Below are 21,786 nucleotides of genomic sequence, written 5' to 3'. Positions count from 1 at the left end.
AGAGGCCATGACCGCCTTCGCCGCACTCGCCACGCCCGCCGCGGACGGAACGCTCACCGTGACCGCCACCGGCGAGTTGGACGTGACCAGCGCCCCCGAGCTGATCAAGGTCCTGCGCGACGCCATCCGCCGGCACACGCCCCCACGGGTGGACCTCGACCTGTCCGGGGTCCCCTTCATGGACTCGACGGGCATCCAAGTGCTCGTCGCCGCGAACTCCGACGTCGAGGGAGGCCTGCGCATCACCGGGACCAGCCCTGCGGTACACCGGCTCCTTCAACTGACCGGGTTGCTGGATGTGTTCGGGCTGCCCGAGGGGCAACTGGCAGCCGAGCAGTGATCACTTCGGCGCCCGGATCCGGCGCCGGCCGTGCCACAAGCCAGGGAGTTGCAAGCAGGAGGTACACGATGGAGTCAACGTTTGAAGCGGTTCGCGCCGAAGCGCTCTTCGCCTCCACGTTGCAGATGTCCCAGAACCCGGCTGACGCGGACGTCCGCGCGGCTGTCACCTGCACGCTCCGCATGATCGGCGTGCAGGGCTGCACGGCCTGCATGGCCACCGAGTTCGGCGATCATCCGGAGACGGCGACCACGCGAATGGGCTGGGCGCTGCGCATGATCCGTCATGCGTACGCCAAGTCCTGCACTCCGGAGATCTTCGTTGAATCGCGGGCTGCCCTCACCTGAGCCGGCCCGCGCCAGACCCTGTCCGGACACTGCAAAGCCCCCGCGCGAGATGTCTCGTGCGGGGGCTTGCTACTCCTTCGGCCGTGAAGCGGGTCTCGGCCTACGACTCAGGGTGTGTCAGACCGCGCGGATGTTGTCGGCCTGCGGCCCCTTCTGGCCCTGCGTGATCTCGAACTCGACCTTTTGACCCTCGGTCAGCTCACGGTAGCCGGTGGCCTGGATCGCCGAGTAGTGCGCGAACACGTCGGGGCCGCCGTTGTCCTGAGAGATGAAGCCGTAGCCCTTCTCCGAGTTGAACCACTTCACCGTGCCTGATGCCACGTGTAACTCCTTAGCGACGACGCCCCGACCCGCACCTCACGAGTCAATGTTGAAACAGGCGCACGCCACGGTGGAGACGGTAGCTTGCGCGCTGCAAAAACGCAGCCCCGGTATCGCGATACGGACCTGATCGACTACCAAACTGAAATGCACAAGCAATCCTTGTGAACACTCAGCGTATTGTTCTACTGAACAGTCGGTGATATAGCGACCAACTTCAAACCCAATGGGAGCGCTCGCCTCGCGTTCTGGTGAGATCTCTAGTACGCTCGGCTCCGTTCACCTCGTCCGAACGGCCCAAATCAGCGGCCCACGGACCTGGGGTCCCGTCCAGCAGCGGCGGATCGCCCCCGGTGAGCCTCGCAGGTCTTGCACCGGCGCTCAAGAAACGGGCGCTGAGAGCGATTCCCGACCGGCGCCAGCCCAGTGTGCCCTCCAGCGGCTCCCGAGTGCTGGCCGGTGACGTCTCCTCATCCCCCGCGCAGCGGACGTCTGCGCCGTCACCGCGTCCGGTCACCCGCACCAGAAGGGGTCTGTTCCCGTGACCATCTCCGTCGACCACGCCATCAACCGCGCTCTCGCCTCCGCCGCGCCCACCGGCGCCGCCGGGAACGGCGCGGCCGCAAACCCCACGCGCGCCACCGACGCGCAGGCCAAGGCGCTGCTGTCCTTGATGGCCGACCTCCCCGCCGGTCCCGACCGCGAACGCGTCCGGGCTCGGCTGATCGAGCTGTACATCCCGCTGGCCGAATACCTCGCCCGGCGCTTCCGCAACCGCGGCGAGCAGTTCGACGACCTCGTCCAGGTCGCCAACCTCGGCCTGATCAAGTCCGTCGACGGCTACGACCCGACCCGCGGCGCCGCGTTCACCAGCTACGCGATCCCGATGATCGTCGGCGAGCTCAAGCGCCACTTCCGCGACAAAGGCTGGGACGTCCGCGTCCCCCGCCGGCTCCAGGAACTGCGGCTGGAGATCAGCAAGGTCTCCGGCGACCTGGCCCAGGACCTCGGCCGCTCCCCGACGGTCGCCGACCTCGCCGCCCGGCTCGAGGTGAGCGAGGAGGAGATCATCGAGGGCCTGGACTGCGGCCAGGCGTATCGGGCGCTGTCGCTCGACGCGCCGGCCGGCGACGGCACCGACCCCGGCGCGGCCGGCCTCGGCGACCTGCTCGGCGGCGAGGACCCCGACATGCGCAACGTCGAGAACCGCGAGGCGCTGCGGCCGCTGCTGGCCAAGCTCCCCGAGCGCGAGCAGAAGATCATCGCGATGCGCTTCCACGGCAACCTGACCCAGTCCCAGATCGCGACCGAGCTCGGCATCTCCCAGATGCACGTCTCCCGCCTCCTGGCCGGCGCCCTGCGCACCCTGCGCTCGGAGCTGACGGCCCTCACCGACTGACCCTTTCGCACCTGGGCGGCCCGGCCCGCTACGGCGGTTCCGGGGCCGCCCGCGTGCTCAGCCCAGGGTTCGGTGTCCAGGTTGACCTATCCGTGGCCCTGGTCACCGGGACCCACCAAGGCGCGCGTGGCGGTCAGCTGGAGCTGACGAGGGACGGGTTGCTGGAGACGAACGCGGGGACGTTTTTCGCTCGCACGGCGGCCAGCAGTTCGAGCGTCGTCTGGTCCAGCGCCTCGGCGCCCGGGTTCTCCGGTGACTGGTGGAAGCCGCCGTTGTTGGTCTTCAGCGTGAGCATCCGGTCGCCGTCGATGTTGCGCATCGCGAAGATCCAGTCGTCGAGGCCGACGCTGCCCGTGTCGATCGTCACGGCTCGGCCGACGACGTCCAGCACCTTGTTGAGCATGCTCGGGTTGCCGAGCACCTCCTTGCTGGCGATCTTCTTCAGCAGCGCCTTGATGAACTGCTGCTGGTGGCGCTGCCGGTCGTAGTCACTGTTGGGCAGCGTCTCCCGCTGGCGAACGTAGTCGAGCGCCTCCCAGGCGGCCAGGTGCTGGTAGCCGACCTCGTAGACCTTCGGCGTCACGCCCTTGATCGGGATCAGGTCGGTGCCGCCGCGGCCGTTGTCCCGCTGGTCGAACGGCACCTTGTGATTGCCGTGCGCGTCGGTGCCGTTGTGGACCGAGACGGTGCGCTGGTCGACATACATGTCGACACCGCCGACGACCTTCACCACGTCCTGGAACCCGACGAAGTCGACGATGGCCGCCGCGTCGAAGGTGATGCCCCAGTTCTGCCGGATGGTCGCGGCCAGCAGCTTCGTGCCGTGCCCGCGCTGGTCCTTGCCGGTCAGCCCGAGGCCGCCCTCGGCGAAGGCCCCGTTGATCTTGTCCTTGCCGCCGTTGAACGTGCGCTTCCCGTTGTTGTACTTCGGGATCGAGACCCACGTGTCACGGGGGATCGAGATCAGGAACGCCATGTCGTGCGATGCCGGAATGTGCAGGATGAGAATCGAGTCCGACCGGATGGCGTCGTTCGGGTTCTGATCCGGGCGCGGATCGATGCCGATAAGCAGGAGGTTCTTGGCGCCATTGACACTTGCGTGCTTGCCTTGCTCGGCGGGCAGCAGGTCTTCCTTCTTGACACTGCGCGTCGCGTAGCCGAACACCACGTCCTTCAGCACGAAGGTGGTGCCGGCGCTGATCATGAGCAACGAGCCGACCACAACAAGAATGCGAGCCCACAGAGGGTCTCGCCGGCCACGGCCCTTCCGCCGTGCCACGCCACCCTTCGCCAACGCCTCCACTCCCCAGTAGTCTTCGGCAGTCACCTTCAGTCATGAAGGTCGGCCCCCGGAAGCCTTCTGCACGGTACCCGGACGACGCGATATCGTCACGTCCCGGTGGCGCACCACGATGCCGAGTGCCCCGGTCGATACGGAGAGTACTTGTGGTGACGGTGATCCCGAAGGGGACCAGCGAAGGCTCGGCTACTGGAAGATCAGTGCCGAAGATCGCGGCAGGGCTCGCACTGGCCTGGCTCCTGCCGTTGGCGACCCATCCGATCAAGCTCGACGTGTTGCTGCCGCTCGTGGTGCTGGCCGGGACGGCGGCGATCCAGCGCGGCAGCGTCGGCCTGCTCGACCGGCTGGTGCTGGCATGCGCGCAACTCTTCGGCGCGGCCTGCCTCTTCGGCCTGGCCGTCACGCTGTGGCCCGGCCACCTGCACCCGACGCTGATCGGCGGCGTGGCGCTGACCGTCCTGGTGCTGATCGCCGCCGCGACCGGCCGCCTGAACAGGACCCCGCGGAAGACCGAGCCGAAGCGCAGGCTCCGCGTCGACTGGCTCCTCGCGCTGGCCGCCGCCGGGGTGTCGCTGGTCTCCCTGGTGCCGTATGCGGTCAGGGACCTCGGCGGACGCCTCGGACTGCCCCTGGCCGGCGAGGACATCGCACGCCACTACCTGCTGTACGACGTGATCGGCCGCACCGGCGGCTATCTGTTCATGCGTCCGGATGCGCTGCTTCCGTTCGTACCGGACGGAGAATGGCGCGGCATCGCCAACTACCCGCAGGGGCTGCACTTCGCCTACGCGGTGCTGGACCGCTTCGTGCGCTCGTCGGGCGGCAGCGGCGCGCCCGGCACCGCCGTCGACATCTTCGTCTGGCTGCTCGTCGGCACGTTTCTGCTGCTCGCGCTCGCGGTGCTCTGGGCGGCGCGGCGCATCGCCGGCCCCGGCGCGAGCCCGGCCCGCACGCTGCCGGTGCTGCTCATCGCCGCCGCCTGGCTGGTCTTGGGCGACCCGGTGACGGTGCTGGCCCGCGGCTACCCGAACGAGTTGGCCGGCCTCGCCTGCGCGGCGGTCCTGACCGCGATCGTCGCCCGCCCGCTGACGCGGCTCGGCGAGCAGACCGTCACGGTGGCGCTACTCCTGGTGGGGGTGTCGTTCAGCTACCCGCTCTTCCTGCCCTACGCCGGTGTCGCCGCACTCTGGTGGATCTGGCGCGCCCGGCTGTGGCGCCACTGGTGGGGCTGGTTCGCGGCGGTGCTCACGGCGGCGGTGTCCGCGATCGGCCCGCTGACCGCCATGGCCGCCTCCAGCGGTGAGCAGCTCCTCCTCAACGGTACGGCCAGAGTCGTCGACCGCCCCGCCACCGCGGTCCTGGTGACGCTGGCGGTGCTCGCACTCGCCGCCCGCAACGGCCTGCGCACGCCGGGTCACCGCGCCGCACTGTTCACCGGCGGCGTCGCGTTCGCCTTCGCGGCCGGCATCGGCCTGTACCAGATCGCCACCATCGGCCGGCCGGTCTACTACTTCGACAAGCTGCTCCACCTGCTGATCGTGGTCGCCCTGTGCGCTCTCGGCGGTCTGGCCCGCGTGCCGATGCGGGCACAGACGGTGATCGCGCTCCCCGTCGTGCTCGCCATGGCGGTCGCCGGCGGCAAGTGGCACACGACACCGGTGGCGCCGGGCGTGAAGCTCGCACTGGGCAAGGACCGTGGCTCACCGGAAGCGGCCCGCGACGCACTGTTGATGGCCCGCATGTTCCCCGACGGGGGCAATGCGGTGAACGTCGATCTCATGGGGAGCCCGTGGCGTAACTGGTCGGGGACGCTCGGTGCCGCGGCGCTCCAGGGTCAGTACCGTCACTTCCCCGGCTGGCGGGACCTGCTGTACCCGGCCGGCAAGGGCGGCACGTACGCCGACATGGAGCAACTGGTGATCGACAGTCCGGTGACCGTGCGGTTCTTCGTCCACGACCCGCAGGCGAGCCTGCTCGTTGTCGACGTAGAGCACCCGAACCGCCCCAACGTGCGACCAGGACAGCCGTTGCCGGTAGCGTTCGGCGACCCGCTCGCACCGTCGAACATCGAGGCCGCACGCCTGCTAGCTGCGAAATATCCGACGAAAGTGCAGGTCGTGTACGCTACGCCAGCAAACCCGTAGTACTCGGTGTCATGTCACCGGCTCAAGAGCACTGAATCCGAGACGGATTGGTCATCGTGCAAAGACCCGAGGTCAGCGTCGTCATTCCCACCCGCAACCGGCCCGAGCTGGTGTTGCGCGCAGTGCACAGCGCGCTGGCCCAGACCCTGCAGGAGATCGAGGTCGTCGTTGTCATCGACGGCCCGGACCCGGCCACGGCAGAGGCGCTCCGCGCGGTCGGTGACGAGCGGGTCCGCCCGATCGAGCTGGAGGCGTCCGGCGGCGCGCCGGCGGCCCGCAACCACGGGGTCAACGCCGCCCATGCCGACTGGGTCGCGTTCCTCGACGACGACGACGAGTGGCTGCCGGAGAAGCTCGCCACCCAACTCGCCCGCGCGAAGGCGTCCGGGGTGCCGCTGCCGATCGTCGGCAGCCGCCTTTTCATGCGCACCCCGCGGGCCGAGCTGATCATGCCGCGCCGCATCCCGGCGCCGGGCGAGCCGATCAGTGAGTATCTCGCCGTGCGGCACGGGTTCTTCCACGGCGACGGGTTCATCCAGACCTCGACGATCATGGCGCCGACCGCCCTGCTGCGGAAGGTGCCCTTCGCCGACGGCCTGCGGCGCCTCCAGGAGCTCGACTGGACCCTGCGGAGCCTCCAGGAGGAGGGTGTGGACCTGATCTACGCCGAAGAGCCGCTGGTGATCTGGTATGCCGACGAGAACCGCCCGCGGATCAGCTTCGACGCGCCGTGGAAGCAGTCGCTGGAGTGGCTGCAGCAGACCCGTCCCCGGGTGACGCCCCGCGCATACGCGGCACTCGCGATGAGCGTCGTCGGCTCGATGGCGGCGGCCAGCCGCAGCCCGCGGGTCTTCTTCGACCTGTTACGCGAGGCCCGCAAGCACGGCAAGCCCGGCTTCACCGACTATGTGACGTTCCTGCAGGTGTGGCTCGTGCCGGCCGGACCGCGACGGGTCGTCCGGGACTTCTTCCTGAGCCGCCAGCGCAGCAAAGCGCAGGCGCCGGCGCAATGATTCGGTCCCGCTACCTGCCGCTGCTGCTGATCGCGGCCGTGCTCGTCGCGTTCGGCGCCGCCGGCCTGGAGTACAGCCGCACCGACTCTTTCGGCCAGTCCGCAGCCGCGTTCGCCGCGGCGCTGATCGCCCTGGCGGTCGCGGGTCTGGCGCTGAGCCTGCCGGGCCTGTCGCTGCGTGGCGGCGTGATCGGTGGGCTGTTCGTCCTCGCCGGCATGCTCACGTGGACCTCGACCGATCGGCCGATCGTCATCTGGGCGGTGCTCGCCGTCGAAGTGGTCGTCTTCGCCGTGTGGGGCTGGCCCTGGCTGGCCAACAGCCGCTCGCTGCCCCGCCTCGGCGCCGCCTGGCTGGGCCTGACCTACTGGTTCTTCGGCATTCTCGGCGCCCTCCTGGTGGTCCACCTGAAGGTGGCCGGGCAGCGGGTGGCCTACGCCGCGGTTTTCACCCTGGCGGTGCTGGCCGTTGTCGCCATCACCTCCAAGCAGCGCAAAGACCTGAGCATCGGCATGGCGGCCGCGATCCTGCTGGGCATCGCGGCCCTGCTGCTGGTCGGCTCGGGCAGCCTCTTCGACGCGCAGCACGTCACCCCGGACAGCCCGTCGGCAACGATCATGCGCGACCGCTTCTGGGGCGGCCCCGGCCTGTTCTACCACCCGAACTCCCTGGCCGGCCTGGTGGTCATCGCCGGCATCCGGATCGGCTTCGACCGGGCGATCGCCGCTTGGCAGCGCTTCGGCGTGGCCGCGGTCGCCGCGCTGGTGCTGTCGATCAGCGACTCGCGGACCGGCTTCGTCTTCGCCACGGCCGCCGCTGTGGCCTTTGCCGCGGTGACGCTCTGGCGCCGGCACACCGACGTCGACTCGCGCGGCCGCAACGCCTGGATCGCGATGGCCACCCCGTTTGTCGTGCTGGCGATCGTGTTCACGGTCGGCGGCGGCAGCCAGTTCATCTTCCGCGACCGGTTCAACGACGGCGGCGGCGACGTCACCAGCGGCCGGACCGACACGTGGCGGCAGGTCTGGGTGGACTGGCGCGACGCCGGCTGGGCCGAAAAGGCGTTCGGCGACGCCCGCACCTCCCGCGCGGTGGTGACCCGCCTCGACGACGGCGCCCCACCGGAGGGCCCGCGCCGCCAGCTCAACACCGACAACGCGGCGGTCGGCGCGTTCCGCAGAGGCGGCGTCCTCGGCGCCGCGGCGTTCGGCGTGGGCCTGGCATTGTTGCTGTGGCACGCGGCTCGCCGCCGCCCGGACGGGACGATGCCGGCGGCATGGTTCACGGTCGGCGCCGCCGCGATAGTCCCGACGATCGCGACGGAGGACTGGCTGATCGGCGGCACCAACGGCGCGATCTGGCTGCTGCTGTTGGCCGGCGAGGCCCGCGCGGTGCTGTGGTCTGAGCCCCCTGCCGTGACCGAGACCCCGGCCCCCGCCGAGCCCGCCGTCTCCTGATCCTTCGAACCCCGCCTCCCCGTCGAGGGGAGCGCCCTCCTGCCGGGCGGACGGACATACCCTCCGCAGCGTATTCCGCTCAGGCCGGTGACGACGCAGAACGACCGTGGATCACGGGGACGGGCGCAAGGCGTAGACGACCTCGCCCTGGCGCTTGGGGGCCCAGGACGGTGGGATGTAGATCTCGCACGGCTTCGGCGGGGACACGCACAGCACGGCGTCGACGTCGTCCAGCGTGGCCGCTGGCAGGTCCGGTTGCAGCGACTGCAGCGAGACGATCGACCGGTCGGGAAGCAGGACCCACCACGGATATTCCCACGTGTTGTAGCCCTGCAGCAGGCCTACCCGCTGAGCACCCGCCGCCTTCACCGCGTCAGCCGCCCAGACATAGTCCGCCCGCCACTCCGGGCGGCGGATGAACCGCTGGTCCAGCTCGCTCGTCGTGAAGACCGAGCCGTGGCCGACCAGACGGCGTGGCCAACCGTAGGCGAGCGCGAAACCGCCGGCCAGGGTGCCGGCCGCGAGGACGGCCGCCATCGACCAGCTCACCGCCCTCCGACGGTCGGCGGACCGGTGCAGGACGCTGCTCACCCACAGTGCGGCCAAGGGGGTGCCCAGCAGGAGCAGGAACATGATCAACCGGTTGCCCCAGGGCTGCCATTTCACCATGACGACGTAGGCGAGGACGGCGAGCCAGAAGAGGGCGGCGTAGAGCCGTACCACCGCCCGAGAACGGCGTGCGAGCAGCACCAGCGCACCGATCAGCACGAGCGCCCCCTGCACCGGGAAGGACACCCGGTCCTCGTCGGGCGGCCAGGACGTGTACGGATAGGTCGAGTTCCAGTACGTGATGTCCCGCGCCGACGGGTCGACCCCGAGCGACGAAGCGAGGCTCTTGATGGCGCCCGACCCGACCGGCCCGAGCGGTGTCTGGAGCGCGGTCTCGGTGATGCGCAGCGCGTTGATCAGCACGGATGCCGGGTCGTGGCGCTGCATCGAGATCGACTCGCGCAGGTGGTCGGGGCCGAGCGGGTGGTCGTAGGCGGTCTGGACGCGTGCGAGGTACGGCCCGGCGAGCGCCGCCATGCAGAAGACGATGACCAGGGTGCCGAGCAGTGGCCGCCCGACGGCGCGCCACCGGCCCAGCCGGAGCTGGGCGAAGAACCAGACGACCAGCAGGGGGCCGACCGCGAGCAGGCCGGTCGCCTTGGTCAGCAGGGTCAGGCCGGCGGCCAGGCCGAGCATCAGCATCGAGAGCCAGGAAGTCGGCCGCCGCAGTTCGTCGAGGACCAGCGTGGCGACGCTGCCGACCCAGAGGGCGACGACGAGGTCGGTCTGCGTGCTGGTGGCCTCGAGCAGGACCATCGGTGTGGTGCCGAAGACGAGGGCCGCCAGGAGCTGGGCGCGCCGGTCGCCGCCGAGCTGGGCCGTGATCCGGGAGGCGATCAGCGCGCCGCCCACCGCCGCGGCGAACTGGACCAGGTTGTAGAGCCCGTCGCCACCGGTGAGCAGCCGTAGGTGCAGCAGCAGATACTCGGCGCCGGGCGCCATGGCGAGTTGCCGGTCGATGATCGTCGGGTAGAAGCCGACCTCGCCTCGCGCCACCCAGTGCTCGATCTTCGGCAGGTGGTAGGTCTGCGAGTCGAAGTTGTTCGGCGGTGCGAGCAGGGCGACCAGCAGGTCGGCGAGGAAGAGCACGCCGAGGGCGCCCGCCGTCAGCCGCTCGGCGAGCGGGGCCGACTCCCAGGACTTCCGCGCCCACGAGGCCCACGAGGCCCACGACCGCGAGGCCGGCGGGACGGCGCGGCGACGGTGCAGGAGCAGCGCGCCGCCGGACGCGACGAGCAGCCAGGCCAGCACGATCCAGAGACGGTGCAGCGCGCCGAGCGCCGACAGGAGCTCAACCAGCAGCACCGCCACCCCGCCGACCACGATGCCGGCGCGGATCAACGCGGAGCGGGCCGGTGCGACGATCACCGCGCCAAGCTACCCGACCGGGCTGAGTGCCGCCGGGTCCGCCATACCAGCACGAGGATGACCAGAAGGGCGATCGAACCGCCGATCGTGACCACCAACCGCCAGTAACCCTCGCTGACCAGGTCGGCGCTGGTGTCTCCGGGCCCGGAGACCGCCGCCGCGACGGTCGTGCCGGCGGTGAGCTCCCCCAGGTTGGCGAATGTGACCTCGGGGATGTCGAAGGGGCCGGCGAAGCGGCCCCGGCACAGGTAGGTGTCGCCGTGGCGGCCGTATGCCTCGAAGGTGCAACCGGTCACGGTCACGGTGCCCCGGACCTGGTCGCGGTCGTGCAGCGCCCCACGCACGGCGACCGTCAGCAGCCCGGCGACACCCGCGACGAGCAGGATCGTGAGGCCGATGGGAAACCAGTTCCGCACCTGGGCAACGGTAAGGCCCAGAGGCGAAAAGCTACAAACCGCTACAGGCGCTCGACGACCCGGCCGCGGCAGCGGTTGCGGGTGTCGAAGACGTACTGGGCGTGCTCCTCGATCAGGGCGTAGTCGAAGTCGTCGTGATCGGTGAGCACGACCACCGCGTCGGCGGCCATCACCTCGACGGCGGTCAGGTCGACCAGGGTCACGCCGCCCAGCGTGCCGATGTCCCGCGGCGCGGCGTGCGGCTCGACCGCGCGGACGTCGGCGCCGAGGTCGACGAGCAGCTCGGCCACGGCGCGGGCCGGTGACTCGCGCAGGTCGCCCACGTTGCTCTTGTATGCCAGGCCGAGCAGCAGGATCCGGCTGCCGTTGACCGGCTTGTAGCGGGTGTTCAGCCCGGCGACCAGACGCTGGACCACGTAGCGCGGCATGCCCTCGTTGACGTCGTTGGCCAGCTCGATGAACCGGAACCGCTGGCCGACCTCCCGCTTGACCTGCCAGGACAGGTACGACGGGTCGATCGGCAGGCAGTGCCCGCCGACGCCGGGGCCGGGCTCGAAGGCCATGAACCCGAAGGGCTTGGTCGCCGCGGCGCTGATCGCCTCGCGCACGTCGACGCCGAGCTTGTTGGCGACGATCGCGAGTTCGTTGACGAGGGCGATGTTGATGTGGCGGAAGGTGTTCTCGAACAGCTTGGTCAGCTCGGCGGTCCGCGGCGCGGAGACCGGCACCACCCGCTGGACGAAACGCCGGTAGAAGCCGATCGTGGCGGCGAGCGACCGTGCGTCGATGCCGGAGACGAGCTTCGGGGTGTTGTCGAGGTGCCAGGTACGGTTGCCCGGGTCGATGCGCTCGGGGCTGTAGCCGAGGTGGAAGTCGTCGGGGGTGCGCAGGCCGCTGGCGTGCTCCAGCAGCGGCCGCAGCACCTCCTCGGTGGTGCCGGGGTAGGTCGTCGACTCGAGGATGACCGTGCAGCCGGGCCGCAGGTATGGCGCGATCTGGAGCGCGGCGTGCTCGATGTGGCTGATGTCGGGCACCCCGTCGGTGAGCGGGGTCGGCACCGTGATGGCGCAGACGTCGAAGCCCGTCGCGTCGGCGTAGTCGTCGCTCGGCCGGTACCTGCCGGTCTCCAGCGCCCGCGCGAGCCGCTCGTCGGAGATGTCCTCCACAAAGGACAGTCCGGCGCCGAGCGACTTGATGCGGTCGGTGTCGGTGTCGAGCCCGACGACGTCGTCGCCGGCTTCGACCGCGCGGACGGCCAGCGGCAGGCCGACGTAGCCCTGACCGATGATGACGACTTTGCCCATGATCATCCTAAGGGTGGGAACACTCGACCCGCCGGCGAAGCTGATCCGGCGGGTCGAACGCGGTGCGGACGTTACGAGGTGCGGCGGCGACGCGCCACGAAGCCGCTGCCGATGAGCGCGGTCAGGCCGAGCAGGCCGGCCACCACGTCACCGCCGTAGGTCTTGTGCTCCTCGGTGCGCACGGTCGCGCCCGCGACCGTGGTCTCGTTGCCGGACAGGCGGAACGGGCTCCAGCCGCCGCTGTGCGGGCCGAAGACGCGGCCGGCGCCGGTGTCGCTCCGGTCGTCCCAGCGGACCGGCGCGCCGAGCGGCGTGCCCGCGAAGAAGTCGTCGCCGCCGAACACGTCGCTGCGCCAGGCGAGCACACGCACGGTGACGGCCGCCGACTTGTGCGACTTCTTGCCGGTGACCTTGATCCGCGCGTAGCCGGGCACACTCAGCCGTACCTTCGCGGCGAACTTGCCGTCGGCGTCGGCCCGCTGGTCGCCCTTGATGCTCACGCCCCACGGGTTGTGGTAGGTGCCCGAGTTCGGGGTGATGCGGTACGACACGCTGATGGCGATCGGTTCGCCGGGGCTGAAGCTGCGCCCGGTGACGCGAACCGTGTTGCCGGTGCTGATCGAGGCCGAACTGACCCGGACCGCCGGTTCCGGCGCCGGGTAGGCCGCCGCCTGAGCTCCGGCCTGTCCGTGGTTCTCAGGTGCGGCCTGTGCGGTGGTCGGCGCGCCGAGCACGGCCACCGCGATGATGGCGCCGGCGACCGAGGTCAGTGCGGATGCTGTTCGAGCTCGCATTGCTGGCTCTCCCTCTCGTCTCCCCGGGTTTCACGTTAGACCGCAAACCCACTCGATATGGGCGATTCGGACTATGTCCGAGAAGTCTTCACCTCGAACACGCCGCGCCGGACCGCACCTGCAACGCCCACGGCGCGACACCGGGCGTGGTGACCAGGCGTGGGGTCAGCGCGCCGTTCCGCACGGGGCCGGTGATCAGGGCCAGCTTGACCGTGCTGCGCGCGCCCGGCGCCAGGTCGACGGGGATGACCGCGACCGCGCGCCCCTTGTCCATCCCGGTGCCGAACTCGACCGCCTTGCCGTCCTGTACCACGGCCACCGGCATCCCATCGGTCGGCGCGTACACCATCACGTTGGTGCGGATCGTGTACTCCCCGGCCAGCCCGAGGCCGAGCACACTGCGCGGCAGCCCGGTCCGGGGCGCGTTCGAGCCCAGCGTCACGGTCAGGCCCAGCTGCCGGGTCCCGTCCTCCAGGCAGGGCCCGACGGTCAGCTCGGCGGCACGGGTCAGGTAGTAGCCGAGCTTCGCGCCCGTGCCGTCGTTGAGGAACACGCCCACGGTCGGCCGGTCGCCGTCGTCCTCCGGCAGCGTCCCCGCGAACACGGTGCCGGCGATCGCCTGCTGCTCCTCAGGATGGGCGCTCCAGGCGAGCAGCCGCCGTTCCGCGACGGCCTGCGACAGGGCGCGGTAGAGGTCGGGGTCGGCGGCGGTGGTGGACACCAGGCGGTCGAAGACGGCCCGCGCGGCGCCGGCGAAGTAGGCGTCCTGGGCCGGCTCGGCGGCGATCGTCAGGTACACCTCGGAAAGCAGCTGCTTGACGGCGTTCTCGGCGGTGAGCGGCGGCCCGGACGGGACCGGCACCGGGCCGGTGGCGCGCAGCAGGTACGACAGCGCGACCGGATCGGTGGCCAGCACCCCGTCGACCGTCCGGCCGGACCGCACCCGGTACATCTCGCGGGCCAGGATGGCCGCGGTCGGGAAGTCGGGCGTGAGGTTCACGTCGGCCGGGAAGCGCCCGAGCCGGTCGGTGTGCAGCTCCTCCTGGTCGGGGTCGAGCGGTAGCACCGGGGCCGGGAAGGTGCCCAGCGTCGTCGCCGCCGTGCCCTGCTCGACGATGCCGATCGTCCCGCGGTCGGCCTGCAGCACGACAAACGCGCCCGGCATCCCGCCGGTCGCGCGGACCTCCGCGAGGTTCTGGAAGAGCACCAGGTAGGTCCGCGGCCCATCGACGCCGAGCAGCCCGGGCAGCAGCGCCGCCGCGCGCGCGACCGGTTCGAGCACCGGCACGACCCGGTCGAGTCCGGACAGGACCTGTTCGACGGCGGTCCGCACCCGCGGGTCGAGCCCGCCGCGGTCGAGCCCGGCGAGGCGGGCCCGCTCGTTCCGGGCCACGGTGGCGGCCTCGGCGATCCGGGGTGCTACGGACCGGACGCGCTGCAACGCCTCGGCGCCGTCGTCGCCGCCGGAGCCCCGCCCGACCGCGGTGGCCATCCCGTCGGCGGCGTCGAGCAGCGGGGGCAGCACCCGGTCGGCGAGGGCGTCCACGGCAGTAGCGACGGCGGCGACCGCGGCGAGGTCGTCGCCCGCGGCGGGCAGGGAGCTGGCCAGCCACCAGCTCGGCCCGTGCGTGTCGTCGCGCGCCTCGCCGGCCTGGCGGCGCAGGTCGGCGGCGGTACGGCGAGCACCGTCGAGGTCGCCGGCCCGCAGTTGCCGCTCCAGGTCCTCGACGAGCGTCGCGGCGCGCTGGAGGTGCCCGGTCGCCGACGAGGCCACGGTCAGCAGCCGCAGCCCGAGACCGGCGACGATCAGCACCAGCACGACGGCCGCCACAACGGCCTTCCGTCTAGTCGGCACCGCCGACCACCTCCTCGACTCGGTCCGGGGCGGTGAGCACGCGCAGCGCGCGGTAGAAGGCGGTGCGCCGCTTGGCGAGGGTGTCCGCGGCGTAGTTGCCGGCGCGGGCGAGGTTGCGCGCCGACGCGGCCGCCATCGCCTGCGGGTCGGCGACCAGCGCGGTGATGGCGTAGGCGAGCGCGCCGGGGTCGCCGGGCGGCACGAGGTGCGCGCCGGAGAGCAGTTCGGGGATGCCGCCGACCCGGGTGCCGATCGCCGGCAGCCCGCGGGCCATCGCCTCGATCAGCGCGCGGGGCAGCCCTTCGGTCCGCGACGGCAGCACGAACAGGTCGGCGTCGTCGAGGAACTGCCGCACGGGCGCACCGGGCGGGACGGCGCCGGCGAAGGCGACCCGGCCGCCGAGCCGCCGTTCGCGGACCAGCCGCTCCAGGTCGGCCCGGCACCGCCCGTCGCCGAGGTGCACCAGGTGCGCCTCCAGCCCGGCCCGGACGAGCATCGGCAGTGCCTCGATGAGCGTGTCGATGCCCTTGTACGGCTGCTCGAGCGAGCCGACGGAGACCAGCCGGACGGCGACCTTGGGCGTGCCGTGCCGTGGCCGGTCGGCGAACGCGGCCGGGTCGAGCTGGATGCTGGAGTAGGCGGCGGTGACCGCGCCGTGGGCGGCCGGGTAGCGCGTCTGCAGTGCCCGCTCGGTGACGTAGGAGACGGCGGACGTGCTGTGGCACTGGGCCCGCAGCCGGGCGGTGAACCAGCGGCGTAGCAGCGGCCGCAGCGGATGGTGCATGGCACCCGGGGCGAACACGTCGAAGGGGTCGCCGACGACCTCCAGCCCGAAGGGGCGCCGGCCCCGGCGCAGCCGCCGGTGCAGCAGGGAGCCGAGTGCCGACGGCACCCGCAGCAGGACGGCGTCGCCGGGCGCGAGGCAGGTGCGCAGGGCCGCCCGCACGCGCCGCAGCCGGCGCAGATACTGCAGCGGCCCCAGGTAGTGCGGCACGGCGTGCACCGCGACCCCGTCGCCGTCGACGCGCCGCGCATCCGAGGGCCACCCCGGCCGCTCGTCCACCCGGGCGACCACGAGCACCTCGTCGAAGACGGTGCGGTACCGCTGCCAGAAGTCGTTGGCGGCCCCGGTGGTGGTCCAGACCCGCCCGTCCGGCGAGCGCAGGAACCGCTGTTCGGAGGTGACGACTAGGCGCACGACCGGAGCACCTCCTCGGGCGAGCGGTCCTTGACGGAGACCGAGACCAGGCGGATCAGGCCGTAGAAGACGAGACCGTAGACGCAGGTCTTGAGCATCGACGCGCTCTCGCCACGGAAGCCGTACATCCACGCGATCGTGAACAGCAGGCTGGCGTAGGCGTGGACGGGCGCCCGGTCGATCCGGTTGACCAGCAGGCGGTGCACCAGCGTGAGCCCGGCGAAGAGGACCGGGATGCCGGCGAGGCCGAAGTTGAGGTACGCCTCGCCGGTGAGCGAGAAGCCGTAGCCGGAGTCGCTGCCGGGTGCGTACCGGTCGACGAGCCACTGCGACAGCGGCACCTGCGCGTGGCCCGGCACCAGGTTGACCAGCGCGTCGAGGTAGGTGGCGCCGTGCGCGTACGGGTCGACGGACGGCACGTGGGTCATCACCCAGGTGTCGACGAAGAGCACCGAACCCTGGTTGAGCACCTGGCCGGCGTCGGCCGGTCCGCCGCCGCGCAGGCTGAACAGGGCGGTCGCGCCGAGCAGGAGCGCCAGGCCCCAGACGACCGGCCGGGTGAAGCCGCGGCCGGACACCAGCTCCCGGTGCAGGATCAGCGCGAACAGCACGAACACGAAGTCGCGTTCGCCGGTCGAGACGCAGTAGACGACGTAGACGGCGAGGTTCAGCCGGTACGCGAAACGGCCCACGCTGGTGCGGGCGGCCATGAAGTACAGGCTGCAGGCCAGCATTTCGAGCAGCAGGTAGTCGTAGTGGCCGGGGCCGGCGACGCCGATGCGGTCGAGTTTGGTGCCGGCGAGGAAGCCGCTGCCGCCGAGGACGAGCACCACGGCCGCGTAGAGTGACAGGGCCACGAGCACCACCGGTACCAGCGGAAAATGATGCTCCGCGGCTCCCTTGGCGGGATCCGACAGGTCGGTGCGCTGGCGGACCAGCAGGCCGGCGGCGAGCACACCGGCGAACGCGAGCAGCAGCCCGAGGCTCGCCCGGCCGATGAGCATCGTGTTGGTGCCGAAGTAGATCGAGCCGCCGAGCAGGTAGCTCACGACCGGCCCGAAGCCGAACACGAAGAAGTAGGCCGCCAGGTAGGCGAGCAGGTCGCGGCGGCCCCTGACGAGCAGGAGCACCGGCACGGTCAGCCCGGCCAGCGCCACCGCGTACCAGGGGTCAACGGACACGCCGCAGCACCTCCCACTTCAGTCCACAGTGGACGGCAGCGGCGACAGCGGTCGCCCAGGCCGCGCCGGCCACGCCGTAGCGGGGCACCAGCACCAGCGCGGCGGCCACGGCGACGGCGAGCACACCGGCGTTGACCGCGAGCTGGCCGGCGAAGCGGCGCACCGCGGAGAGCGCCGCGTCGAGCATGAAGCAGGCGGCGCCGAGCGCGGTGGCCAGCGTGAGCACGGTGAGGGTCGGCCCGTGTCCGGCGTACTCCGGGCCGTAGACCGTGGTGAGCACCGTCGAGCCGAACAGCCAGGCGGCCCAGACGGCGATCGCGCCGACGCCGCCGACGCCGATGAGGGACTGGCGCACCAGAGCGCGGAAGCGGGCGGCGGCGTCGGCGGCGTGCAGCTCGGTGAGGCGCGGCAGCAGGGTCTGCGCGACGGCGGAGCACAGCACGGTGCCGGTGAGGACCAGGTAGCCGGCGGCGGCGAACGCGCCGAGGTCCGCCGCGCCGGATTCGTGCTGGAGGGCGTAGCGGGGCACGTTGGCGGTGAGTGAGGTGACGCCGGAGGCGACACCGAGCGGCAGCGCGGTCCACAGCAGGGCCGCCACCCCGCCGGCGGCCCGGTGGGTATGGCGGCGCAGGGTGCGTTCCACCGGGTCGGGGTGGTGGTGGTGGTGCAGGCGGCCGGCGAGCGGGGCGCAGACCATGAGCCACACGATGAGCGACGCGCCGGCCGAGCCGGCCGCGGCCCAGGCGACGCTGCTCGTGCCGACGAGCAGCGCGGCGGTGAAGGCGATGGTGAGGCCGCCGTTGGCCAGCTGCGCCAGGGCGACGCTGCGCTGGTCGTGGTGGCGCTGGAGCAGGCCGAGGTAGATGTCGCCGGCGCCGTCGAAGGCCTTGGCGGCGCCGACGAGCAGCACCACCGCGGGCGGCAGGTCGAAGAGCACGACGACGACGCCGATCGTGGCGAGCGCGACGGCCATGGCGGCCAGCCGCACCCGCAGATAGCGGCGGAACGGGTGCTCGCTGTGCGGATCGGTGACCAGCACGGTCCGCAGGGACAGGTTGGCCAGCAGGACGACCGGGGCGCCGACGGCGAGGCCGAGGGCGTATTCGCCGACCATTGACGGGGTGCCGAGGCGTGCGACGATCACGAGGACGAGCCACTGGGACAGCGCGTAGGCCGCGTTGCCGAACACGGCCCAGCCGACGTTTCCGGCGAACGACGGCCGGGTGACCGGTGCGCGGTGCCTGATGGCGGTCATCGCAAGACTGCCCGCTCCAGCACGTCGGCGACCGCTCCGGCCGCCGGGCCCTGTGCGAACCGCGCGACGGTCCGTGTCCGGCTGCGGGCCGCTCTGGCGGTGAGCGTGCCGGCGCGGAACTCGGCGTACGCCGCCCGCAGTGCCGCGGTCAGCGCGGCCACGTCGTCGCGCGGCACGACCCAGCCGGTCGACGGGTCGACGGTCTCCGGCAGGGCGCCCGCGTCGGAGACGATGTTCGGCACGCCCATCGCGCCGGCCTCCAGGGCCGCGCCGTGGTTCTCCGACAGCGACGGGCTGACGCTCACGTCGGCGGCGGCGTAGCAGTCGCGGACGTCGAGCACCGAGTCGTACCAGTCGACGGTTGCGGTCTTGTGCCGTTCGAGGCGCCGCTTGTACTCCTCGCCGGCCGCGTCGAAGCCGCCCCCCAGCAGCACCAGCCGTGCGTCCGGGCGGTCGCGCTCGAACTCCCGCCAGGCCTTGAGCAGCACGTCGTGGCCCTTGATGCCGCGGCCCCGGTGGGTGAGCCGTTTCGGCGGATAGACGTAGGCGACCATGCAGGCCACGAACGTGTCCTCGCCGACGCCGAGCGCGGCCCGGCAGGCCGCCCGGTAGGCCGGCGACGGCGGGCTGAACCGCTCGACGTCCACGCCGTACGGGATCGCGGTGGTTCGCGGCGCCTTCAACTGCCGGTACCGCGCCTCGGTGTGCTCGCTGCCGCCGATCACCACGGTGTCGAGCCGGCACAGGACCCGCTCGACCGCCCGGATCAGCGGCGACTCCAGGAACAGCGGCCCGGCGACCATGTGCACCTTCGGCACCCGCCAGCCGAGACCGGCGAAGCGGCAGGCGAGCGCCGAGGCGTACAGGTGGTAGTGCAGCACGTCGGGGTCGATCGATTGGAGCTGCCGGCGCAGGCCGACCAGCCCGCGCAGCGTCGAGGGCCGGGGCCGGAACCGGAAGTCGAACGCCGACTGCACCACCTCGACGCCCCGGTCGTGCAGCGCCTTGCGCAACCGGCCCTCGTTGCCCGGCGGCAGCACCGCCACCACCTCGTGGCCGCGTTCGCGCAGCGCGTCGAGGTGCGGCAGGGTCCACCGGCCGCCCTCGTCCGTCTTGATGACCATGGCCACCCTCATCGCGCGGGCACTCCCTTCACCGTGGTCTTCGGCGCCACGTCGCGGGTCACGCAGGCGCCGGCGCCGACCGTCGCGCCCGCGCCCACCCGCAGTCCCTGGAGCACGCAGGCGGTGGTGCCGATGAGCGCCTCGGGGCCGATCCGGCAGTCGCCGGAGATCGCCGCGAGCGGGTTCACCTGCACGAAGTCGCCGAGTTCGGTGTCGTGGCCGACGGTGCAGTTCTGGTTGAGGTGGACGTGGCGGCCGATGCGGACGTCGGTGGTGACCCGGGCACCGGGGAACGCCACGAAGCCCTCGTCGATCACCGCGTCGGAGCCGACGGTGGCGGCCGGATGGATCAGCGTCGCGGCCGGCATCCCTTGCGGGCGCAGCCGTTCGTCGACCGCCGCGCGCACGCGCGGGTCGCCGATGCCGATGACGTAGCCGATCGACGGGCGCTCGTCGGTGAGCCGGTCGGTGGCACCCAGGAACGGCACGCCGAGCGCCGCGACCCGGTCGAGGTTGCGCTGACTGGGGCTGTCGTCGACGAACCCGCGCACCGGCATCCCGGCGGCCCGGGCGATCATCAGCAGTTCCCGCCCGTGGCCGCCGCACCCGACGATGACAAGCCCGCTCCTCATCGCGCGCTGCCCTGGAACTCGCGAGCGGTCGCCACGCCGGCCTCGGCGATCCCGTCACGGCGCAGGACGGCGCCGACGGTCGCGGCCAGGATCCGCAGGTCGAGCGCGAGGCTGCGGCGCTGGACGTATTCGAGGTCGTAGGCGAACTTCTGCTCCCAGCTCAGCGTGTTGCGGCCGCGGACCTGGGCCAGGCCGGTGATGCCGGGCCGCACGTCGTGCCGGCGGCGCTGGTCGGGTGTGTACCGGCCGAGGTAGGCGACCGGCAGCGGCCGGGGGCCGACGAGGCTCATCTCGCCGCGCAGCACGTTCCACAGCGCGGGCAGTTCGTCGAGGCTGCTGGCGCGCAGGAAGCGGCCCGCCGGGGTCAGCCGCGCGCCGTCGTGGCGCGGGTCGGGGTCACCGGGATTGTCGTGCACCGTCATGGAACGGAACTTCACCATCGTGAACGGCGCGCCGTGCCGGCCGGCGCGCTCCTGGCGGAACAGCACCGGCGAGCCCATCGTGAGCCGCACGAAGACCGCGGTGCCGGCGATCACCGGGGCGAGCACGACGGCCGCGACGCCCGCCCCTACCAGGTCCAGGACGCGGTTCACCGACCCTCCAGAAACTCGCCGACCGCGCCGAAGACACGTTCCTGGGCCGGCTCGCGCAGGGCCGAGCCGCTCGGCAGGGCGAGCCCCGTCGCGAAGAGCCGGTCGGCGACGCCGGTGAGCCAGGCCCGGCGGCCGTGGAACACCGGCTGGGCGTGCATCGGCTTCCACACCGGGCGGGTCTCGATGTCGTGCGTGCCGAGGTGTGCGCCGAGTTCCGCCGCCGTCCAGCCGGCCCGGTCCGGCTCGACGGCGATCGTGGTCAGCCAGCAGTTGGCGCCGGGGTCACCGTCGCCGAGCAGGCGGACGCCGGGCACGCCGGCGAACGTCTTGGCGTACCGCTCCCGCAGCTGCCGCCGCCGGGTGATCATCTCGTCGAGCCGGGACAGCTGCCCTCGGCCGACCGCGGCGAGGAGGTTGCTGAGCCGGTAGTTGTAGCCGATGTCGGCGTGCTCGTAGTGCGGCACCGGCTCGCGGGCCTGGGTGGCGAGGTGGCGGCAGCGCGCGGCGAGGGCCGCGTCGCCGGTGACGATCATGCCCCCGCCGGATGTCGTCATGATCTTGTTGCCGTTGAACGACAGCGCCGCCGCCCGCCCGAACGACCCGGCCGGCCGGCCGTCACGGGTCGCACCGAGTGCCTCGGCCGCATCTTCCAGCAGTGGTACGCCCAGTGCCTCCGCCAGCGGCACCAGCCTCCCGTAGTCGGCACAGGCGCCGAACAGGTCGACCGGCACGATCGCGCCGACCCGGCGCCCCTCCCGGCGCAGGTCGGCGACGGCCCGCTCGACCAGGTCCGGGTCGACGTTGCCGTCCTCGGCCCGGCTGTCCACGAAGACCGGCTCGGCGCCGGTGTAGACGACGGCGTTGGCGGTGGCCGCGAACGTCAGCGTCGGTACCACCACCGCGTCACCGGCCTTGACGCCGAGCGCGAGCAGCCCGAGGTGCAGCGCCGCGGTCCCGGAGGAGACACCGACGGCGTGTGCGGTGCCGCATCGCTGCGCGATCTCCCGCTCGAACGCGTCGAGATCCGGCCCGACGGGCGCGACCCAACCGGAGCGCAGCGCGTTGACCAGATAGCGCTCCTCGGTCCCCGACATGTCGGGCGGGGAGAGGTAGACCCGTGTGTTCACCGTGACCAGCCC

Annotated in this window: 20 protein-coding genes; 6 read left to right on the top strand and 14 right to left on the bottom strand. The window is 71.9% G+C overall.

Annotated elements, in window-relative coordinates; all coding sequences use genetic code 11:
- Window positions 1-7 precede the first annotated feature (7 nt).
- Window positions 8-340 (top strand): STAS domain-containing protein, encoded by a 333-nt coding sequence (locus tag Dfulv_RS03090; RefSeq protein ID WP_259861088.1) that lies wholly within the window; start codon window positions 8-10, stop codon window positions 338-340.
- Window positions 341-408: 68 nt separating this feature from the next.
- Window positions 409-687, top strand: coding sequence for a hypothetical protein (locus Dfulv_RS03085; RefSeq protein ID WP_259861087.1), 279 nt, complete (start codon window positions 409-411; stop codon window positions 685-687).
- A 117-nt stretch (window positions 688-804) separates the two neighbouring features.
- On the opposite strand, the gene Dfulv_RS03080 is transcribed toward Dfulv_RS03085, so the two are convergent.
- The gene (locus Dfulv_RS03080; protein ID WP_190251213.1) at window positions 805-1,008 is read right to left on the bottom strand and encodes a cold-shock protein; all 204 of its coding nucleotides are present in this window, start codon (window positions 1,006-1,008) and stop codon (window positions 805-807) included.
- Between the two features lie 541 nt (window positions 1,009-1,549).
- Here Dfulv_RS03080 and Dfulv_RS03075 point away from each other — a divergent pair.
- Entirely contained in the window at window positions 1,550-2,407 is an 858-nt protein-coding gene (locus tag Dfulv_RS03075) for an RNA polymerase sigma factor SigF (protein WP_319805755.1), read from the top strand.
- Window positions 2,408-2,540: 133 nt separating this feature from the next.
- Here Dfulv_RS03075 and Dfulv_RS03070 read toward each other — a convergent pair whose 3' ends face one another.
- Complete coding sequence (locus tag Dfulv_RS03070) at window positions 2,541-3,734, bottom strand: LCP family protein (protein ID WP_259861086.1); 1,194 nt, start codon at window positions 3,732-3,734, stop codon at window positions 2,541-2,543.
- 173 nt (window positions 3,735-3,907) lie between these two features.
- On the opposite strand from Dfulv_RS03070, the gene Dfulv_RS03065 reads away from it, so the two are divergent.
- Genes Dfulv_RS03065 through Dfulv_RS03055 form a run of 3 tightly spaced genes read left to right on the top strand, consistent with a single transcriptional unit; the run spans window position 3,908 to window position 8,318 of the window.
- Window positions 3,908-5,851, top strand: coding sequence for a hypothetical protein (locus tag Dfulv_RS03065; protein ID WP_259861085.1), 1,944 nt, complete (start codon window positions 3,908-3,910; stop codon window positions 5,849-5,851).
- A gap of 56 nt (window positions 5,852-5,907) precedes the next feature.
- Window positions 5,908-6,864 carry a glycosyltransferase family 2 protein gene (locus Dfulv_RS03060; RefSeq protein ID WP_259861083.1) on the top strand — a complete coding sequence of 319 codons (957 nt, stop codon included), beginning with the start codon at window positions 5,908-5,910 and terminating at the stop codon, window positions 6,862-6,864.
- The gene (locus Dfulv_RS03055) at window positions 6,861-8,318 is read left to right on the top strand and encodes a hypothetical protein (RefSeq protein ID WP_259861082.1); all 1,458 of its coding nucleotides are present in this window, start codon (window positions 6,861-6,863) and stop codon (window positions 8,316-8,318) included. The genes Dfulv_RS03060 and Dfulv_RS03055 overlap by 4 nt, the downstream gene beginning before the upstream one ends.
- A gap of 111 nt (window positions 8,319-8,429) precedes the next feature.
- Here the strand turns inward: Dfulv_RS03055 and Dfulv_RS03050 are convergent, their stop codons facing one another.
- From Dfulv_RS03050 to Dfulv_RS02995, 12 genes are all read right to left on the bottom strand, one after another.
- The gene (locus tag Dfulv_RS03050) at window positions 8,430-10,295 is read right to left on the bottom strand and encodes a hypothetical protein (RefSeq protein WP_259861081.1); all 1,866 of its coding nucleotides are present in this window, start codon (window positions 10,293-10,295) and stop codon (window positions 8,430-8,432) included.
- Entirely contained in the window at window positions 10,292-10,711 is a 420-nt protein-coding gene (locus Dfulv_RS03045; protein ID WP_259861080.1) for a hypothetical protein, read from the bottom strand. Before Dfulv_RS03045 ends, Dfulv_RS03050 begins: the two co-directional genes overlap by 4 nt.
- A 41-nt stretch (window positions 10,712-10,752) precedes the next feature.
- A complete protein-coding gene (locus tag Dfulv_RS03040; protein ID WP_319805754.1) occupies window positions 10,753-12,015 on the bottom strand; it encodes a nucleotide sugar dehydrogenase in 1,263 nt (420 codons plus the stop codon).
- A gap of 71 nt (window positions 12,016-12,086) precedes the next feature.
- Window positions 12,087-12,809 carry a hypothetical protein gene (locus Dfulv_RS03035; protein WP_259861078.1) on the bottom strand — a complete coding sequence of 241 codons (723 nt, stop codon included), beginning with the start codon at window positions 12,807-12,809 and terminating at the stop codon, window positions 12,087-12,089.
- Between the two features lie 88 nt (window positions 12,810-12,897).
- Window positions 12,898-14,664: a DUF4012 domain-containing protein gene (locus Dfulv_RS03030; RefSeq protein ID WP_259861077.1), complete on the bottom strand. Its 1,767-nt coding sequence runs from the start codon at window positions 14,662-14,664 to the stop codon at window positions 12,898-12,900.
- Complete coding sequence (locus tag Dfulv_RS03025; protein ID WP_259861076.1) at window positions 14,654-15,862, bottom strand: glycosyltransferase family 4 protein; 1,209 nt, start codon at window positions 15,860-15,862, stop codon at window positions 14,654-14,656. Before Dfulv_RS03025 ends, Dfulv_RS03030 begins: the two co-directional genes overlap by 11 nt.
- Window positions 15,853-17,043, bottom strand: coding sequence for an O-antigen polysaccharide polymerase Wzy (gene wzy, locus Dfulv_RS03020; RefSeq protein WP_259861075.1), 1,191 nt, complete (start codon window positions 17,041-17,043; stop codon window positions 15,853-15,855). Before wzy ends, Dfulv_RS03025 begins: the two co-directional genes overlap by 10 nt.
- Window positions 17,033-18,298 carry a lipopolysaccharide biosynthesis protein gene (locus Dfulv_RS03015; protein WP_259861074.1) on the bottom strand — a complete coding sequence of 422 codons (1,266 nt, stop codon included), beginning with the start codon at window positions 18,296-18,298 and terminating at the stop codon, window positions 17,033-17,035. Before Dfulv_RS03015 ends, wzy begins: the two co-directional genes overlap by 11 nt.
- Window positions 18,295-19,434 carry a glycosyltransferase gene (locus tag Dfulv_RS03010; protein WP_259861073.1) on the bottom strand — a complete coding sequence of 380 codons (1,140 nt, stop codon included), beginning with the start codon at window positions 19,432-19,434 and terminating at the stop codon, window positions 18,295-18,297. The genes Dfulv_RS03015 and Dfulv_RS03010 overlap by 4 nt, the downstream gene beginning before the upstream one ends.
- Entirely contained in the window at window positions 19,431-20,054 is a 624-nt protein-coding gene (locus tag Dfulv_RS03005; protein WP_259861072.1) for an acetyltransferase, read from the bottom strand. Before Dfulv_RS03005 ends, Dfulv_RS03010 begins: the two co-directional genes overlap by 4 nt.
- Window positions 20,051-20,647 carry a sugar transferase gene (locus Dfulv_RS03000; protein WP_259861071.1) on the bottom strand — a complete coding sequence of 199 codons (597 nt, stop codon included), beginning with the start codon at window positions 20,645-20,647 and terminating at the stop codon, window positions 20,051-20,053. Before Dfulv_RS03000 ends, Dfulv_RS03005 begins: the two co-directional genes overlap by 4 nt.
- On the bottom strand, window positions 20,644-21,774 hold the full coding sequence (locus Dfulv_RS02995) for a DegT/DnrJ/EryC1/StrS family aminotransferase (RefSeq protein ID WP_259861070.1): 1,131 nt from the start codon (window positions 21,772-21,774) through the stop codon (window positions 20,644-20,646). The genes Dfulv_RS03000 and Dfulv_RS02995 overlap by 4 nt, the downstream gene beginning before the upstream one ends.
- Window positions 21,775-21,786: the final 12 nt, after the last annotated feature.

This window comes from Dactylosporangium fulvum (assembly GCF_025137375.1).
In the GTDB taxonomy this organism is placed as follows: domain Bacteria; phylum Actinomycetota; class Actinomycetes; order Mycobacteriales; family Micromonosporaceae; genus Dactylosporangium; species Dactylosporangium fulvum.
Note: the sequence above shows the minus strand (reverse complement) of the source record. Positions and strands in the feature narration are given on the sequence as shown.

What these genes read in the sequence shown, in the direction of transcription:
- Dfulv_RS03090 (WP_259861088.1), top strand. Translation starts at nt 8, where the DNA reads ATGACCGCCTTCGCCGCACTCGCCACGCCCGCCGCGGACGGAACGCTC.
- Dfulv_RS03085 (WP_259861087.1), top strand. Translation starts at nt 409, where the DNA reads ATGGAGTCAACGTTTGAAGCGGTTCGCGCCGAAGCGCTCTTCGCCTCC.
- Dfulv_RS03055 (WP_259861082.1), top strand. Translation starts at nt 6,861, where the DNA reads ATGATTCGGTCCCGCTACCTGCCGCTGCTGCTGATCGCGGCCGTGCTC.
- Dfulv_RS03040 (WP_319805754.1), bottom strand. Translation starts at nt 12,015, where the DNA reads ATGGGCAAAGTCGTCATCATCGGTCAGGGCTACGTCGGCCTGCCGCTG.
- Dfulv_RS03035 (WP_259861078.1), bottom strand. Translation starts at nt 12,809, where the DNA reads ATGCGAGCTCGAACAGCATCCGCACTGACCTCGGTCGCCGGCGCCATC.
- Dfulv_RS03015 (WP_259861074.1), bottom strand. Translation starts at nt 18,298, where the DNA reads ATGACCGCCATCAGGCACCGCGCACCGGTCACCCGGCCGTCGTTCGCC.
- Dfulv_RS03010 (WP_259861073.1), bottom strand. Translation starts at nt 19,434, where the DNA reads ATGAGGGTGGCCATGGTCATCAAGACGGACGAGGGCGGCCGGTGGACC.
- Dfulv_RS03005 (WP_259861072.1), bottom strand. Translation starts at nt 20,054, where the DNA reads ATGAGGAGCGGGCTTGTCATCGTCGGGTGCGGCGGCCACGGGCGGGAA.